The 16348-nt window shown below is 40.5% G+C and carries 17 protein-coding genes; 6 read left to right on the forward strand and 11 right to left on the reverse strand.

What is annotated here, in order from left to right; genetic code table 11:
• Positions 1-18: 18 nt before the first annotated feature.
• Together tatA and A11Q_RS07055 are read left to right on the forward strand one after the other, a co-directional pair.
• Positions 19-231, forward strand: coding sequence for a twin-arginine translocase TatA/TatE family subunit (gene tatA / locus A11Q_RS07050; protein ID WP_015470111.1), 213 nt, complete (start codon positions 19-21; stop codon positions 229-231).
• A gap of 23 nt (positions 232-254) precedes the next feature.
• Positions 255-509 (forward strand): twin-arginine translocase TatA/TatE family subunit, encoded by a 255-nt coding sequence (locus A11Q_RS07055; RefSeq protein ID WP_015470112.1) that lies wholly within the window; start codon positions 255-257, stop codon positions 507-509.
• Here A11Q_RS07055 and A11Q_RS07060 read toward each other — a convergent pair.
• From A11Q_RS07060 to A11Q_RS07075, 4 genes are all read right to left on the reverse strand, one after another.
• The gene (locus A11Q_RS07060) at positions 506-1225 is read right to left on the reverse strand and encodes a glycerophosphodiester phosphodiesterase (protein WP_015470113.1); all 720 of its coding nucleotides are present in this window, start codon (positions 1223-1225) and stop codon (positions 506-508) included. The genes A11Q_RS07055 and A11Q_RS07060 overlap by 4 nt on opposite strands.
• A 23-nt stretch (positions 1226-1248) precedes the next feature.
• Complete coding sequence (locus A11Q_RS07065) at positions 1249-3285, reverse strand: hypothetical protein (RefSeq protein ID WP_015470114.1); 2037 nt, start codon at positions 3283-3285, stop codon at positions 1249-1251.
• 10 nt (positions 3286-3295) lie between these two features.
• Positions 3296-3775: a transcription elongation factor GreA gene (greA, locus tag A11Q_RS07070; RefSeq protein WP_015470115.1), complete on the reverse strand. Its 480-nt coding sequence runs from the start codon at positions 3773-3775 to the stop codon at positions 3296-3298.
• 139 nt (positions 3776-3914) lie between these two features.
• Positions 3915-5282, reverse strand: a complete 1368-nt coding sequence (locus A11Q_RS07075; RefSeq protein WP_015470116.1) for a TIGR01777 family oxidoreductase — start codon at positions 5280-5282, stop codon at positions 3915-3917.
• A gap of 75 nt (positions 5283-5357) precedes the next feature.
• On the opposite strand from A11Q_RS07075, the gene A11Q_RS07080 reads away from it, so the two are divergent.
• Positions 5358-6713 carry an ABC1 kinase family protein gene (locus A11Q_RS07080; protein ID WP_015470117.1) on the forward strand — a complete coding sequence of 452 codons (1356 nt, stop codon included), beginning with the start codon at positions 5358-5360 and terminating at the stop codon, positions 6711-6713.
• A 9-nt stretch (positions 6714-6722) separates the two neighbouring features.
• A complete protein-coding gene (locus A11Q_RS07085; protein ID WP_015470118.1) occupies positions 6723-7604 on the forward strand; it encodes a COX15/CtaA family protein in 882 nt (293 codons plus the stop codon).
• On the opposite strand, the gene A11Q_RS07090 is transcribed toward A11Q_RS07085, so the two are convergent.
• A complete protein-coding gene (locus A11Q_RS07090; protein ID WP_015470119.1) occupies positions 7565-8173 on the reverse strand; it encodes an LON peptidase substrate-binding domain-containing protein in 609 nt (202 codons plus the stop codon). The genes A11Q_RS07085 and A11Q_RS07090 overlap by 40 nt on opposite strands.
• A 37-nt stretch (positions 8174-8210) precedes the next feature.
• On the opposite strand from A11Q_RS07090, the gene A11Q_RS07095 reads away from it, so the two are divergent.
• Positions 8211-8615, forward strand: a complete 405-nt coding sequence (locus A11Q_RS07095; RefSeq protein ID WP_015470120.1) for a thiol-disulfide oxidoreductase DCC family protein — start codon at positions 8211-8213, stop codon at positions 8613-8615.
• Here the strand turns inward: A11Q_RS07095 and A11Q_RS07100 are convergent.
• The gene (locus A11Q_RS07100) at positions 8603-9028 is read right to left on the reverse strand and encodes a (deoxy)nucleoside triphosphate pyrophosphohydrolase (RefSeq protein ID WP_158320359.1); all 426 of its coding nucleotides are present in this window, start codon (positions 9026-9028) and stop codon (positions 8603-8605) included. The genes A11Q_RS07095 and A11Q_RS07100 overlap by 13 nt on opposite strands.
• Positions 9029-9094: 66 nt before the next feature.
• Here A11Q_RS07100 and A11Q_RS07105 point away from each other — a divergent pair, with 66 nt between their 5' ends.
• Positions 9095-10732 (forward strand): Na/Pi cotransporter family protein, encoded by a 1638-nt coding sequence (locus tag A11Q_RS07105; RefSeq protein ID WP_015470122.1) that lies wholly within the window; start codon positions 9095-9097, stop codon positions 10730-10732.
• Positions 10733-10736: 4 nt separating this feature from the next.
• Here A11Q_RS07105 and A11Q_RS07110 read toward each other — a convergent pair whose 3' ends face one another.
• Genes A11Q_RS07110 through secD form a run of 5 tightly spaced genes read right to left on the reverse strand, consistent with a single transcriptional unit; the run spans position 10737 to position 16346 of the window.
• Positions 10737-11291: a DUF366 family protein gene (locus tag A11Q_RS07110; protein ID WP_015470123.1), complete on the reverse strand. Its 555-nt coding sequence runs from the start codon at positions 11289-11291 to the stop codon at positions 10737-10739.
• Complete coding sequence (gene queC, locus A11Q_RS07115; protein ID WP_015470124.1) at positions 11291-11977, reverse strand: 7-cyano-7-deazaguanine synthase QueC; 687 nt, start codon at positions 11975-11977, stop codon at positions 11291-11293. Before queC ends, A11Q_RS07110 begins: the two co-directional genes overlap by 1 nt.
• Positions 11974-13674 (reverse strand): single-stranded-DNA-specific exonuclease RecJ, encoded by a 1701-nt coding sequence (gene recJ / locus A11Q_RS07120; protein WP_015470125.1) that lies wholly within the window; start codon positions 13672-13674, stop codon positions 11974-11976. The genes queC and recJ overlap by 4 nt, the downstream gene beginning before the upstream one ends.
• 29 nt (positions 13675-13703) lie before the next feature.
• Positions 13704-14645, reverse strand: coding sequence for a protein translocase subunit SecF (secF, locus tag A11Q_RS07125; RefSeq protein ID WP_015470126.1), 942 nt, complete (start codon positions 14643-14645; stop codon positions 13704-13706).
• A 9-nt stretch (positions 14646-14654) separates the two neighbouring features.
• Positions 14655-16346 (reverse strand): protein translocase subunit SecD, encoded by a 1692-nt coding sequence (secD, locus tag A11Q_RS07130; protein ID WP_015470127.1) that lies wholly within the window; start codon positions 16344-16346, stop codon positions 14655-14657.
• Positions 16347-16348 lie beyond the last annotated feature (2 nt).

Below are 16348 nucleotides of genomic sequence, written 5' to 3' on the forward strand. Positions count from 1 at the left end.
GTCATTCTGGGAGCATTTATGGGTGAGTTTAGCCTATCGCATATTCTGATATTGTTATTTATCTTTTTGATTTTCTTTGGTCCAAGTAAGCTCCCGCAACTTGGACAATCATTAGGTAAAGCAATCCGTGGCTTTAAAGAAGGTTTAAACGAACTTAATCTTGAGGCGAAAGATGTTAGCCCTCATCAAGCATCGCAACAGTCTCAGGATAATACGAAATCACAAACATAACACAATAACTATAAGGAGTCTTTATGGGACAATTTAGCTTACCTCATTTACTGATATTGGTGCTGATCCTTTTGATCTTTTTCGGTCCTAGCCGCTTACCTCAGTTGGGGCAATCCATCGGTAAAGCTATTAAAGGTTTCAAAGATGGTTTAAATGAACTTGATGCTGAGTCGAAAAATGTTCCTCCGCAACAACAAGCTCAACTGAATCAGCAACAGCAGCAACAAAATACTACTGTTCACACTGAGCAAACTGAGAAAAAAGAACACAACTCTTAAAGTTGAGAAAATAACTCTGGGGTTATCTTATCCGAGATAATCCCATGAACTTCAGCTTTGTTCTGCAAATAAACTTCTGGATCATTTACAGTCCACAGTACAATCGGTATCTTTTTTCCTAAATTTCTAAAATGCCTCGAATAGTCCTCTGCTCTTAAATGTAAGACTTGAGGTTTCGCTAAATAATTTAAAAAACCCGACCTAATCAGCAACGTGTTCTTTTCATCCTTTTCAAAGCTCAGCAGCAAGGCTCGAAAAATTTTTGAATTGAAGAGTCTAACTTTGTAAAGGCTAACAGGGTTAAAACTCGAAACAAGAACTCGATCTTCAAGATTAAATCTTGCCACCAGCTCACAGACCTTTTTTTCAAGCTGGAAGCTGACTACTTCTGTGGATTTTATTTCAATATTCAGCTTAAATTCTTTCGTGTCCCGAAGCCACAGTAAGACCTCATCTAGTTTGGTCACAGCCCTCATACTACGAAGTTCATTATAATTAAGTGAGCTGATCGCTTGACCTAATATTTCAGGGTCATGAAACAAAACAACTTCTTTATCTAAAGTCATTCGCACATCAAACTCACACATTTTATAACCCAATACATGAGCTGCCTGAATAGCCTCTATTGTGTTTTCTTCTAATTTTTCGTGATACCCACGATGGGCCTGTAATCGCGGAAGCCATTCTTTGATTGTGTCATCTTGTAACCAAATCATAATGCCCTTACTTTTGCGTTCCCCTACTTTTGCGAACGAACTTGAACATCACCCTCAGGCAGAGCTATCAGCTCAAACTTATAAGTCTGCTTTTTATCTTGTAACTGCAGTTTTGCCAAAAGACCTTTTTCCGCCTCGGCTCTACCTTTTAGAGTTAAACGAGTTTCAGACTTCAGGTTAAGATCACCCAGAAACGTTGAGTCTAAAACAAAATCGATATTCTTCCAGTCAGCACCGAAGAAGTTAAGCTGTGTTTTTGTACTCGTTAATGCTCTTAAGTTAATCCCATGTGCAGGATTGAAGATTTGAGCGACTACGGGCTGATCTAGAAAACTTTGATTCACAATAACCCGAGCTGGTTTCAAACTTAATGTTAGCTTATTGCGCTCAGGCACCTCTGAGAATGTCTGATCCATATCCACTTGAATTTGACTTAATTGAATTCCTGGTAACGAGACACTATCAACTTTAACTTTGATATCATGAACCTCATCTTGTTCTTTTTTATAATCCCATAGGATATCAATCACTGGGGCCTGTTCGACATAAGTGAATTGCTCCCATATCTTCGAACTGAACAAGTTACCTACAATTTTAAATTGTGCAATGGTGCGTGGTTTTTCATAAAAATGAGCCACATCAAGCCGTCCGACAACATTTTGTCCATTAATTACAAAGTCTTGCGCCCGAACCTTTAACTCTCTTTCGTCGCTGGACATCCACAATTGAGCTTGGTCAATATTCTGTAAATCACGACGCCCACGATTCGAAAAAACAGCCTGAACGTTATTGATATGACCATTAAACTTAAAAGAACGTTCATTGCTGTAGTTCAGTTCACCGGATATCTGTCCCAAACTAGCAAAACTGCTCATTTTATCTTTAATACGAGCAAAATCCTTAACTTTCGCTAAAGGAATGGATTGCATTTGCAACACAAAGGGCTTCAACTTCAATCGGGATTTTTCATAGGCCAATGAAAGTTCTTTTATTGATAAAGATCCATTCTCGACACTCAAATTAAAGTCTCTAAACTTAGACTCTGCAGAACCGCCCTTGTCTAAGAAAATCTCTCCGCTGTTAGTGAAGCTGACAGAGGTCGGAGATCTATCCACATTAATGGCCACGTTCACATCATCGACACTGTCAAAGAAAGGAGTCAACGCTTTCAAAGAAACACGACTAACACTCCATTCGTAAGATATTTTATGTGACTCTGAAAGTGAATATAGAAATACATTTGTATCACCATCCAAAAGCTTACCTTTTAGATTAATAAAGCTTTCAATTTGTTTGGTCGGAGTGTTTTTAAATGAAGCTACAACATTGGCATTCAGAAAATATAAATCTGATCGCTGATCTTTAATCGCATTAATTTTAGATGTAAGGTTAACTTCTTTTAATAGGTTATTCGCATAATCGAACTCTAAATTCACTTGTCTTAATAAAACTGGCTGATCTGGCTTCTTATCTGTAATGAATTTAAGTTTTTCAACATAGACTTCTTTAAGTTCGGCTCTTGTCTTTTTAGTAAAGACACCGCTCACCTCATTATCATTGGCAACTACAGGCGAGACAGCCCCTTCTGCCGCCACATCCGCGCTTACCGGAGTTGGAGCTACCAACGAGTCTTGCCGTACAGTACGTTTCTTAGCCGCACCTCCTAAGCAGGACTCAATATCGGTGATTCGAAGCTCAACAGACTTGGCTCTGATTTTCGGGACTTTATTACTTAAGCCTAAAATCGTTATGAATGAAATAGGCACTTCCAGCTCGTCCACAAAAATTTGTGAACTTTGGCAAGCATGTGCCTTTGGACTCAGTCGTATATTCGTAATGATTAAAGCTGGAAGTGGAAGCCCCCAGCTAGATAGGTTAACTCGGGCCGTTTCGTAATCGACAGTGAATTCCCTTTGTAGACGATCAACACTTTTATTGAGGTAACCTTGGACTCGCGACTCTGCAATCTGCGAACGAACAGCAAGCCCAAGAAAAACAGATAGCGCAAGACCAACGATCAAGATTCTCAGACCCGGTTGATCTATGACTGCGCGACTCATGCGTTAAACTCTACACATATTTAAAGGATATAATCTCGTACTCTTTATCGCCTTTTGGACTTTGAACGACTACTAAATCGCCTGAGGCTTTACCAATTAAAGCGCGCGCTAAAGGAGAGATAATAGAGATCATCCCCTTTTTCACGTCAGCTTCATCAACGCCTACGATTTGATAAGTGAAAGTTTCTTCACTTTCTGTGTCTTGAATTTCAACAGTAGCACCAAATACGATTTTATCAGATTTGATTGTAGCTGGATCAATAGCTTCAACACCTGCTAATTTACCTTGAATTTCACCAATGCGTCCTTCGATAAGCGCTTGTCTTTCTTTAGCTGCATCGTATTCCGCATTTTCACTGATATCACCTTGAGCGCGTGCCTCTTCAATCGCACGGATAACGCTAGGACGTTCTTCATGAATTAATTTTTTAAGCTCAGTTTCTAATAGTAACTTGCCACGTAGAGTGATTGGAAGTGTGTCTTGTGACATAACGAAAGCCTTTCTTATATTTAAAACCAACTATAGACTGCTTAATAAACAGTCTTATACAAAGTCTTTATTTATACCAAACATTATATTTTTACACAAACTGATCTGCCAGACTATAGTGCGTCAATTTAGATCTATATCACACCGATTTATCTCTGAAATCATAGGTCGAAATGACCTTACGACGAAACTGGAAAATCCGTCCCACATCGCTTTCAACGAAGCCTGCGGCCACCAGTTTTCCTAGACTCCCAAGAGGTAACTTATAGCAAACCTCATCCACCATAAGCGTGCCCCCAACTACCTTTTTAAAAGAATGCGAATGATCCCAATAGGCATAAGGACCTCGCACCTGCATATCCGCAAAATAATAAGGCGGCTCCCAACGGCGAATCAAGGTTCTCCATCTAACCGGAACACCCCGTACCTTCAGACGATAATCAATAATACTATCTTGCTGCACCTTTGGGCTGGAAGCTTTTTGAATTTTAAAATTCAAAAAGCTGGGAGTGATCTTTTCTAAGTTTTCATGATTTGAGAAAAAATCAAAAACCTCATCTACTCCATGGGGAATAAACTGTTCCGCATAAAACAAAGAGCATCCTTTTTTCAAATGACTCAACTCATGATTTAAAATGGACTCAAGGTCTGGGTATTTTATCGCAAAGCCTAGCTCTAGAGAAATACTGGAAGTCACTCTTTGCGACGAAAGCACCAACTCTGACATTTGCCCTAGGGCTATTTTTAGAGCAAACTCCGGAGCTCTTGGCATTTTTTTAACTTCTAAGAACTGGCAGAGCGATTCTGTAAAATCCTTATTGCGAACAGGATTCCCCGATACCGCATTAATCACCCCATTATACTGCTTATTTTCAACAGCCTCACAGATAAGATTTACCAGATCGTCTAAAGCAATAAAGCTCATCCACTGATTCCCAGAACCTAATTCTGCACCAAGGTTTCTATTGAAAATTGAAAGTAATTTCTTAAGTGCTCCACCTTTTCTAGAAAGCACCATTCCCAGACGCAAAATTACTTTTCGCTCAATCGAAGCCCGCATAATCACACCTTCCCAAAGCTGACAGACTTCCGATAAAAACCCTTGCCCCACCTCTGAAGATTCCGTCAACGACTCCTCACCACGATCTCCATACAGACCTATGGCTGAGGCTGAGACTATGGTCTTCACTTGCTCGGGACAATTTTGTAGCAAGTGTTTAGAGGCCATCACTCGGGACTTACGAATTTTTTCTTTCTTTTTCGAGGTCCAGCGCCCATCCACCGATTCACCCATTAAGTTGACTATGGCATCGACGCCTACAAATGCCTCATGCGACAAAATGTTGCGGGTCAAATCACACTCAATAATTTCTGCTTTGTAGCTTAGTTTTTGTTGAGCTTCTATTCGATTACGAGTCACAGCCACAACAGTATGCCCGCGCTCGACTAATTGTTTACCAACATCATTACCGACTAAACCTGTGGCCCCTGTAAGCAATATCTTCATATTGGTCCCTCAAAAAATAGTAAAAAAATAAAAATCTTCTTTCAAAAGTAATACTATGCTAAATTATATTTACGAATGAGCGAAAGTAAAAAAAAGCTTTCTCAAATCAAAAGTTCTGTTTTGTCTAGAAGCCTGAGTCTAGCTAAGATTGGTATTAACGCTGGCATCAAATATGCGTCCACAAAAGTCACGAATACGCCGATAGAAAGCTTTATTAATTCTCAAACAGTACAACTAGCGAAAGAATTCGGTGAACTTAAAGGTAGCCTTATGAAGGCTGGCCAAATGCTGTCGATGTACGGAGAACACTTTCTTCCGGCCGAAGCTAATCATGCTTTAAAAGCTCTGCAATCTGATTCAACTCCTTTTGAATGGTACGTGATGGAGAAACATCTACGTACCTATCTAGATGATAACCTGATTAAAGAATTAGATATCAATCCCGAATCTATTGGCACAGCCTCTATGGGGCAAGTTCACTTGGCCACAGTAAAAAGCTCAGGCCAAAAAATCGCTCTTAAAATTCAGTATCCCGATGTCGACAAAGCTATCGACTCGGATGTGGCCGCATTAAAGAAAATCCTTTCTGTTTCTAAAATTCTTCCTTCAGGGATCGACCTCACAAAAGTTTTTGACGAGATCAAATCCATGATGAGGCAAGAGCTGGATTACACCTTAGAAGCCCAGAAAACTCAGCGCTACTTCGAACTTTTAAAAGAAGATAATCGCTACATCGTTCCTGAAGTGCATGCTCGTTATTCCAACAAACGTGTTTTAGCGACCACTTATATTGATGGCCTCAAAGCAGATCACAATTTAGTACAGGCCATATCAGAAGCTAGGCGAAATCGCTTGGCCGAAAACTTCATTGAACTTTACTTTAAAGAAATTTTTGACTGGAACTATGTTCAAACCGATCCTCACTTAGGAAATTATAAAATCCAATTAGACTCTTCCGGAAAAGGACAAGATCGTATTGTCTTATTAGATTTCGGAGCCACTACAGAATTTAGTGATAATTTTATTGGGCATTATAGAAAAATGATCAAAGGGGCTATTATCTTCGATCGCCCGCTATTTTTTGAAGCCGCTCAAAATATGGGATTTATCAACGATCAAGATACAGAAGAATATAAAAAAATATTTGAAGACTTTTGCTTCCAAACTGTAGAACCATTTTGGAGCCCATCAGATCCACGCAATGTAGACAATAAAGTCGCGGCAGATGGCACTTATGATTGGAAACAAAATGACCTTCCAAGTCGCGTTGTAAAAACAGCTCTTCAGTTCCGAAACTTTGCCTTACGCCCTCCTCCACAAGATATGCTTTTTTTAGACAGAAAAACAGGAGGCGTTTTTATTTTTCTTTCTGTTCTACGCGCTAGAATAAATGCCAGAAAAATCATTGATCCATTCCTAGAACAGGTCTAATCTTGGCCCATGACAAACACAACTAAATGGGACTCAGAGCACTCTAAATTTTGGTCTCGTTTTCTTTTTTGGCTTTGGATTTACACTTTACTTGTTATTCTTTGGGGGGCATGGGTCCGCATATCCCATTCAGGTGATGGCTGCGGTGATCACTGGCCTCTTTGCGGCGGCGAATTTATTCCTGATTTCACTGAAAAGAAAACATGGGTCGAATATTCACACCGCATGATGAGCGGTCTCTATGGTCTGATTGTTATATTTGTCTTCTTTAAACTCAGAGGACATTTTTCCACTGCCGTTCGCCGACTGAATGCCTTGCTTCTTATTTTCATGACATCAGAGGCTCTATTGGGGGCGCTACTCGTTAAAGGCCAGCTCGTCACTGTTAACGACTCGATTTCACGCCTATTCGTCATGTCTTTACATCAAATTAATAGCTTTATGCTGACCGGAGTTACTTTCTTACTCTATGTCGTGTTAAAGCAAAAATTTGAAAAAATTCGCCTGCAACAGCCTATTCTTTTAGTTTTGTTTATTGCTCTGCCATTGACAGGAGCTATTGCATCTCTGTCGACAACACTGTTCCCTAGCATTTCCCTTTGGCAAGGAATCTTACAGGATTTCTCTAGTGACACACATCTATTTGTTAAACTACGTGTCTTACATCCACTTATTGCGTCTATCATCAGCGTCACCTTTATTGTCTGGTGCTTTCATAAAAACCTCAGCCGCTTAGCTTTAGAGTTTTTATTTGCCTTCGCCATCGGAGTTGTCACTTTACTGACATTATCGCCAATACCATTAAAGTTAGCTCACTTATTTATTGCACATGCTCTTTGGGGACGTTTACTTCACACGTTGGTTAACTTACCCGACTCCAGCAAACGATAAAGAAATCTGATTTGATCACTGAGTGAAGGGATCTCGATCACTTCATATTGAAGGTCATAGTCATAAATCAGATAGGCCGCAAAAGCTCCGACAACCTCTTTAGGACCTGTTAGATTACTAATAAACAGGTCCCTTTGTTCCACATCAGCCACATGGCGAACAAGCCAACGCACCAGCACCTCACTTAACAGCAAGTATTGAGGGCGCAAGGAATCCTCTATTTGGCCTTCCTCTACGATGGCTTTCCCTTTCATACTCGATATGAGTCCCTCTGTCTGAATGGAGTTTAAATCCAGAAGGGCTCGCCCCTTACAGGCCATAAATACCAGTAATGTACCATCCAGACGTCTTTCAATAATTTGTGGAATTGCATAGCCCGCAATAGGGCGAATCTCTTGAGTGCCTTCAGGAACAAAACACATAGCAATAGGAATTCCCTCTTCTACGGACTTATTCACCATCTCGATGTAGCGAGCCTCAAAGATATTTAAGGGCTTAGTGGTATGAGGGAATAGGTTCATATTGGTTAGAGGTAATATATAAAAAACTTGCTCGGACGCCCCTGACATTCTCGACTCCTACCCTCTAACAGTTTAGTATACTTATATGGAAAGAATCATCTTTTTTGATGGAATATGTCCGTTATGCAATCGATTTATCAAAATTGTACAGCGTTTAGACCGCAAAAAAGTATTTCGTTTCTCGTCTTTGCAATCAAAAACGGCCGCACAAAAACTAACAAAGATCACAGATACATCAGACCCCTTAAGCCTTAACAGCGTCGTTTATTTTCAAGATGGCCAATATTACACACAATCCGAAGCTCTTTATCAGATTCTTAACAATTTAGCTGGTCCATGGAAAGCTATTGCTCGAGTCTTCAAAACACTTCCTAAAAACTGGCGTGATCGTATTTATCTGTATGTTGCCGACAATCGCTATCGTTGGTTTGGTAAATTGGAAAGCTGTCCACTACCATCTGCGAAAGAAAAAGAATTTTATCTTGAATAGGAATTTAACAAAGAAATAAAGGTCTTATCACCTTCACTTAAATTAACTTCTGACATTTGTGACAGTTCGTACCAATTCACCTCGTCATGATCTACCAATTGAAATTCAGGACTAAAATCGACTTCAGCCAACCACAGTTCAATTCTGATCAGGCGCCCCGAGTAATTATGAACATGGGAGCCCACGCGAAACAAAGAACGACCCGAAAGGTCAAAAAGTAGCTCTTCTTGGATTTCACGCACAAGACCTGCCTGTGGCGACTCGCCCACTTCTAGCTTGCCACCGGGAAACTCCCATTCCCCTGCGCCACTTCCGCCAGCTTTTCTACGGGCCAATAAAAACCGCCCGCTGACTGTATTTCTTAACGCCAAAGCCACGACCTCTATAATTTGCTTATTTTGCTGATTTGGCATAAGATTACTTTGATTAATCCCGCGGACAATGTCCATCTCAAAACTTTTAAGGAGCGCTCTTTTTCCATGTTGGACTTCCAGAATTCCTATTTCATTATTTTGATCGCCGGTGTTGCCATGTTCTTGTACGGAAGTTCAATGGCTTCCACAAGCCTTGAAAAACTCATGGCCACTAAAATCACAAGCCTTATGAATAAACTGTCATCTTCGCAGTTTCTTTCTATCGGCATCGGTATTGGCTTAACGACTATTCTGCAAAGTTCTGGGGCTGTTACGTCCATGCTGGTGGGCCTTGGAAATGCGCGTGTTATTAAGCTGGCTCAAGTCATGGGTATTATTGTTGGTACCGCTATTGGATCCACACTGACAGTTCAATTGATCTCGTTTGATTTGTCTTCGTACGCACTACCTATATTCTCTTTGAGCTTCATTGTTTTCTTCCTTGCAAAAAAACAAGTTATTAAAAATATCGCCACCGTCTTTATGGGATTCGCGCTTCTTTTTATTGGTCTTAAAATGATTTCGACCAGTGCCCATTATTTTTCGCAGCTTGAAATTTTAGCGGATTTCTTTCAATCTATTCGTGATAACTCTTTTTACTCTTTCATCGCGGCTGTTATCTTCTGCGCTTTTGTTCAAAGTAGTGCCGTGACTATCGGTCTGGCGATGAGCTTGGCGTCGGCTGGTGTGATCTCTGTTCACGATGCCGTGCTATGGGTCTACGGAGCCAATATCGGAACGACATCTGTTGCGCTCTTCGCTTCTGTAGGTAGCAACTATATTGGCAAACAAGTCGCATGGGCTCACTTCTTCTATAAGACATTAAGTGTTATTATCTTCTACCCTTTAACTAGCTACTTTCTACAATTTGTTGAAGGCTTCCAAGCAACGCCAAGCCGTATGATCGCAAATTCACATTTCTTCTTTAACGTGGCTTCGGCTATGATTTTCTTCCCTTTTATTCGCAAAGGGGCTGAGCTTATTGAAAAAATGTTCCCTAAAGGACCTTCAGATGAGTTTGGAGCAGAATTCTTAACTCTTAATACTTATCAGAACTCCTCTTTAGCGATTTCTTATGCCCAACGTGAAATTATGCGTATGGCAGATATCGTTTTAAATATGATTAAAGATTCGGTTCATCTTTTTGAAACCGAAGACACCACGCTGGTTCAATCCATCAAAGATCGCGATAACCAAGTGGATTTTTTATATCGTGAAATTAAAATGTTCCTTCTAGATCACGCCAATCAAAGCACAACGGTTGTGCACCAAAATATTATGAAGATGATTATGTTCATTAGTGATCTTGAGCGCGCGGCGGACTCTATTGATATTAATATCAGAACTCTTGCTGTCAAAAAACATGCTTTGAGATTAGAGTTTTCATCGCAAGGTCTTAGTGAAATTCAAAAAATGCATGAACAAGTAGTCAAAGTGGCTTCTATGGGTATCAATGCCTATGACAATCCGCAAATGTGTGAATTGGCTATTGAGCTTAAACGAGATCTTGCAAAGTTAGAAACGATGTACCGCGAAAATCATATCTCTCGCCTTAATCAAGGTCTACGCGAGACCATCAACACCAGCTCTATTCACTTAGATTTATTAAGTGAATATCGACGTATCGCCAGTTTGCTTTGTAATCACGCCTACGCGACAACAAAGATCAAAACTTCTGACGAAGCTCCGCAAGATAAGGGATAATCAGTTAGTAATCCAGAGGGCGCACTTTTTGTGTCGCCCCAACAATCGATTTGTATTCACTACAGAATCTCTGCATTAACTCTAGTGCAAATTCCTTTGGAACTATTCCCAAATCTGACAAGGCACATGTAGGTACCGGAGTCCCTGCATTTTCAATATTAATACCCAAGTGAATCATAGCCGAAACAGCAGAACATGAGGCTATAGACACGCTTAATTTTTTCTTATTTAAATACAGATCATCCCCATCACGCTCAAAACGATGACCTTTTTCTGCCAAAATTTGATGAGCATGGGAAACCAATAGACGTTGCAAGGTCACAGCCGTCATTAAATTATGACTAAATATCTCGACGATAAAATGCAACATCTTATCTGATTTAATTTTGGCGCTTTCGACAAAGTCCTCGGCATCCACCATGTGCTCTAAAGTCACATCACATAAACCAGAAAAGGAAACTATCGAGTCCCCGTGAATTCTGTGATTTACATAAGAATAAAGAGCCTTTAATTGCGATCCATCGTAGTCTATCGTTCTATCAATATACTGATGCTGCATTAATACCTCTCGTAAAGATAATTGAAATCCAATCCGGCCATCTTAAATGCACGTTTAGAGCGCTCGCAAGATTCACATTCTCCGCACCAGCGATCACGGGCTTGATAACAAGGCCAAATACTTTCAAATGGAACTCGCATTTTTTTGCCTAAATCGACAATTTCATTCTTCGCCATTGCAATCGTGTAACATTGAACGTCTACGTGATTGGCTGTTGAGTAACTAAAAGCCTTACGGGCCGAGCGAATAAAATCTAAACTGTTATCCGGAAATGTTGTTGCCTCTTCACGATTAAAACCCGGAACGATTAATTGCGCATGAAGACTTTCTGCAAAACTCGCCGCAATATTTAAAAAGACTCCGTTGCGATTTGGAACCCATACTGCTTTGGCTGTCTGCACTGACATACTTGGGTTTTCTAATGCTGACTTGCCTGCTGGGATAGCCATACGATCCTGAGTCAGAGCAGAAGCTCCTAGGTCTTTTAACCATGGTAGCTCGACAATCTTATGAGGAACCCCCAATAAGTTTGCAATCATTTTTGAACGCTCAATTTCTTTCGGGGCCGCTTTTTGGCCATAATCAAATGTTAAAGCCAACTTAACATCGGTTTCATTCATGGCCGCATAAAAATTCACTGTCGAATCAAGGCCTGCTGAAAGTAAAACAACTGATGACTTCCTCATAATAACTTCAAATCCTTCACCAAAAGTTGAATAGTCTTTCGACCATTAAAATAATTCCACTGAAGTTCACTTAAAACTTGGTATTGCTGACCTACAGACAAAAGATCCACTAACTTTTCACTTGGTGAAAAAACAAGAGCATCCACTTTATGACTGTGGGTCGTATCAGACAACGACAGTTTATAGTGTCCCCCTTTAAGCTCTTTCATTGATAAAAGCGATACGGGATCAAATTTTATCAAAGGAATTTGAAAGCCCACACCAAAGGGACCGATGAAGTCATACCACTTCATCACATGGGTGCTGATCTCAGAAAGATCTGCCGTGGTATCAAAATCAATTTCTATTGGTCTTTTTTCATGTTTTGCATTTTCAAAATAGGCTTTTAAAAAACCTTTAAATGCCTCTTGGTTTTTAGCATGAAGCTCAAAGCCAGCAGCAGCCGCATGACCGCCATGTCGATTGAGCACTGTTTCCGCAGAGCGCAGAGCCTCAACTAGGCTGATTTCAGAACCCTGCGGCGTTCGAGAACTGCCGACAATCATCCCTTCGGAATTTTCTGAACCTACAAAGGCTGGTCGATTAAATTGTTGAGACAACTTTGTCGCAATCAATCCGATAATACCTCTATGGAAGTATGGAGAGCTGACATAGACAAAATCCGGCTCAGTCCATGTCTCTAAAATCTTCAGGGCTTTCGCTTCCGCATCACCTTGTAAGCTCTGACGAGTCTCATTGTTTTCCAGAATACGATCTACCATCTGATTGGCTTTGCGATGATCCGTTTCTAAATAAATTTGCGCAGGTAGTATATCAGACTCCATACGTGATAGCGCATTGAGTTTAGGAGCAAAGCGAATAGCGACATCCTGTGATGTCAGCTCACGATCATGTAAGCGAAGAGCTTCTAATAATGCTTTTAATCCAGCCTTTTGAGTTTGTCCGAAACTTTTCAGCCCGTATTTTACCAGTGTGCGATTATCACCAACTAGCGGGACCATATCCGTCAATGTCCCAATACAGAAGAACTCCAAAACTTCTTTTAGGTCCCACTCATTCTTAGGCAAATCTGGATCATCATAAAAAGCTCTTTTAACTGCACGCAAAAGATAAAAAGCGACACCCGCCCCACATAAGTAACCTAATCCCGAAGGGCAATCTTTCTGGTTAGGATTTACTATACAAAGTGCCTGTGGCAACTCATCCGCAGGCAAATGATGATCCGTTAAGATAACATCCACACCTAACTCTTTAGCTTTTTCAAAAGCTTTGAATGAGGTAATCCCCACGTCAACGGTGACAATTAAACTGATACCTAAGTTTTTAAGTTCTTCAACAGCTTCAGCATGAAATCCATAACCTTCACTGAGACGTTTAGGCTGATAATAAGCTACGTGCTGGAAGCCAATTTTTTCAAAACCATATTTAAGAATAGCTAAACCGCTTGTTCCATCCAGATCAAAATCTGCATAGATACATATTTTTTCATTATTTTTAAATGCGGTTACAAGACGATCTGTAGCTTCTTTCATCCCCTTTAGGACAAAGGGATCTTTCAAGTCACTGAGCTTTGGGTTCAGCAGTTCATCCAAATCTGATTGTGTCAGTCCTCGCGAGGCAAGAACTCGGGCAATCAAATCTGGAAAGGGACCTGTCAGCTTCGACACTTGTGCCGATTTCTCTTTCCACTGAAACATGCTGAACACCTTTAAAAGTTAAAATGCCTTTAAACTGCTCGTGCAGGATTCTTCATTTTCTCCATGACCACGATCAATGGAGCCGCTACGTAAATAGATGAGTACGCACCGAAGAAAATACCAACTGCAATAGCAAACGCGATGTCAGAAACAACTCCGCCAGCAAAGATGTATAAACTTAACGCTGAAACGAAAACTGTACCTGAAGTGATCAACGTACGACCGATCATATCGTTGATCGCCTTGTTGATAATAAACGCATAGCCTTTGTCTTTATACATTCCCTCTGTTTCACGAATACGGTCAAAAACGACAATCGTGTCATTCAACGAGAAACCGATAAGTGACAGAATGGCCGCAAGGATTGGAATGTTTACTTCTTTTCCAACTGCCACAAAGATAGCTAACGTGATGATCGCATCATGGGCCAAGCAAAGTACTGCACCTGGGGCATATTTGTAATCGAAACGCATAGAAATATAGATCAAGATGATCAGTAAGCAGTAAAATACAGCTAACAATCCATTACGCTTCAATTCAGCACCAACTTGAGGACCAACTGTATCCACACGGCGAATATCAACGCCCTTGTCTGCGAATTCAGTGTTTAAAGTCTCACGCACTTTCGTGATAGAGGCATTCAAGATATCATTCGTTTCTTTATCTGTAGCTCCTTGCTCACCGATGAAACGAATAATGTATTCGCTTGTATCACCGAAAGCTTGAACCGACACTTCACCTAAACTTAATTTTTCTACGCTTTCACGTACTTCTTCAATAGTTACACTTTGTTCAAAGCGCACTTGAATCTCGGTTCCACCTTTAAAGTCGATACCGTAGGTAATGCCCTGTACTGCAAGGTAGATTAAAGAAGCCACTACAAATAGTGCAGATAGGCCTCCGAAAATTCCAATATTTTTTACGAAATCAAAACGTCCAAAAGATTCGTTCTGTAAATTATTCTTAGACATACAAAACTCCTATACCGATAGTTTCTTCAAACCAAAACGGTAGACCAAATTATCAACCATAACTTTTGAAACAAATACGTTACCAAATAATGTCGTCACGATACCCACTAGCAACGTAACAGCAAAACCTCTTACTGGCCCTGTTCCAAAGTACAACAAGATTAAAGCTGTAGCAGAAACAGTTATGTTAGAGTCTAAAATTGCCGACATGGCTTTGTTATAACCTTCACGGACTGCCGATTGTAACGACGCCCCTTTAGCAAGCTCTTCCTTCATCCGCTCATTAATAAGTACGTTGGCATCAACGGCAAATCCCACAGTTAAGGCCATACCTGCAATACCTGGTAAAGTTAAAGTGGCCCCTAAAGATCCCAGCAAAGCAAACATCGAGAAGATATTGATCGCCATACCAATAGTAGAAATCACACCCATACCTTTATAGTAAACCACCATAAAGATCATAACTAAGATTGCACCTACGTATGAACCCATTTTAGCTTGTTCCAAAGCATCTAAACCTAATGAAGGACCAACACGACGCTCTTCTAATTGCTCTAAGCTCGCTGGTAATGCACCGGCTCTTAATGCTGTCGCAATCAATTTTGCTTCGTTCATTTGGTCTTCACGATTGCCAACTGAACCTAATGTAATAACCGCTTGTCCGTTTGGAATCTTCGCATTGATTTTAGGCGCTGTTTTTACAACTCTATCTAAAACTACTGCCATCTGTTGATTGATGTGATTACCCGTTAAGTCCGCAAACTTATTCGCACCCAATGGGTTAAAACGTAAAGAAACTTCTGGTTCACCGAATTGACCAAAGGCAACGGCTGCATTATCCAAAACATCACCAGAAAGATCTGTATCTGTTCTTAATAAGTAAGGAATAGATCCCACTTCTAAAGAACGTGCATTTTCACTTTTTTCAAAATATACAACTGTTTTAGCAGGTAATTTACCAGCTAAATCTTGATTCAGGCGAGTTACATAATCTGAGTACTTCAATGTCTCCATTGAATAGTTTCCAGCTTTTTCAGCTTGCTCAATCAACACTCTTAATTCTTCAGGACTTTTTTCGTAGGAAACAATCATGAAGTCTAATTTAGCTGTTGTATTGATTAACTGTTTTGCTCTTTCAGCATCAGCCATACCCGGCAATTGAACAAGGATACGATCTGCACCTTGCTGCGTAATTGATGGCTCGGCCACACCGAACTCATCGATACGATTACGAATCGTTTCGATCGCTTGAGAAATTACGTTTTGCTTCTGCTCAGACAAGTAAGCATCAAAATATTTAATTTCCACAGAATCAGCATCAGACGAAATCACCTGCAATACTGTGCCGTAGCTTTTTTGGATATGAGCTACCACTCGTTGCGCATCAGCAGCCGAAGCCACGTGAATTACAAACTCACCATTGCGGCCATTAGCTGTATCGTAAGACTTAACGGGAATGCCTTCTTTAGCGAATTCCACTTTTAAAGCTTCTGTTTGACGGTGAATTGAAGTTGCAATAACTCCACCAACATCGGCACCCATGACAAGGTGAAGACCACCCTGAATATCAAGACCGAAATTGATTTTTCGCGCCGGCCACCAGCTAATGTTGCTTGTGTCGACGAAGTTGGGAACTACAAAAGAAATAGCAGCGGCTAAACCAATTACGGCTAACCACGTTCTTGCACGTAGGCCTTCCATTC

Origin of the sequence: Pseudobdellovibrio exovorus JSS, assembly GCF_000348725.1 — a bacterium.
Taxonomy (GTDB): domain Bacteria; phylum Bdellovibrionota; class Bdellovibrionia; order Bdellovibrionales; family Bdellovibrionaceae; genus Pseudobdellovibrio; species Pseudobdellovibrio exovorus.

Coding starts and splice junctions, on each gene's coding strand:
- tatA (WP_015470111.1), top strand. CDS start 19: ATGGGTGAGTTTAGCCTATCGCATATTCTGATATTGTTATTTATCTTT.
- A11Q_RS07055 (WP_015470112.1), top strand. CDS start 255: ATGGGACAATTTAGCTTACCTCATTTACTGATATTGGTGCTGATCCTT.
- A11Q_RS07060 (WP_015470113.1), bottom strand. CDS start 1,225: ATGATTTGGTTACAAGATGACACAATCAAAGAATGGCTTCCGCGATTA.
- A11Q_RS07065 (WP_015470114.1), bottom strand. CDS start 3,285: ATGAGTCGCGCAGTCATAGATCAACCGGGTCTGAGAATCTTGATCGTT.
- greA (WP_015470115.1), bottom strand. CDS start 3,775: ATGTCACAAGACACACTTCCAATCACTCTACGTGGCAAGTTACTATTA.
- A11Q_RS07075 (WP_015470116.1), bottom strand. CDS start 5,282: ATGAAGATATTGCTTACAGGGGCCACAGGTTTAGTCGGTAATGATGTT.
- A11Q_RS07080 (WP_015470117.1), top strand. CDS start 5,358: ATGAGCGAAAGTAAAAAAAAGCTTTCTCAAATCAAAAGTTCTGTTTTG.
- A11Q_RS07085 (WP_015470118.1), top strand. CDS start 6,723: ATGACAAACACAACTAAATGGGACTCAGAGCACTCTAAATTTTGGTCT.
- A11Q_RS07090 (WP_015470119.1), bottom strand. CDS start 8,173: ATGTCAGGGGCGTCCGAGCAAGTTTTTTATATATTACCTCTAACCAAT.
- A11Q_RS07095 (WP_015470120.1), top strand. CDS start 8,211: ATGGAAAGAATCATCTTTTTTGATGGAATATGTCCGTTATGCAATCGA.
- A11Q_RS07100 (WP_158320359.1), bottom strand. CDS start 9,028: ATGCCAAATCAGCAAAATAAGCAAATTATAGAGGTCGTGGCTTTGGCG.
- A11Q_RS07105 (WP_015470122.1), top strand. CDS start 9,095: ATGTTGGACTTCCAGAATTCCTATTTCATTATTTTGATCGCCGGTGTT.
- A11Q_RS07110 (WP_015470123.1), bottom strand. CDS start 11,291: ATGCAGCATCAGTATATTGATAGAACGATAGACTACGATGGATCGCAA.
- queC (WP_015470124.1), bottom strand. CDS start 11,977: ATGAGGAAGTCATCAGTTGTTTTACTTTCAGCAGGCCTTGATTCGACA.
- recJ (WP_015470125.1), bottom strand. CDS start 13,674: ATGTTTCAGTGGAAAGAGAAATCGGCACAAGTGTCGAAGCTGACAGGT.
- secF (WP_015470126.1), bottom strand. CDS start 14,645: ATGTCTAAGAATAATTTACAGAACGAATCTTTTGGACGTTTTGATTTC.
- secD (WP_015470127.1), bottom strand. CDS start 16,346: ATGGAAGGCCTACGTGCAAGAACGTGGTTAGCCGTAATTGGTTTAGCC.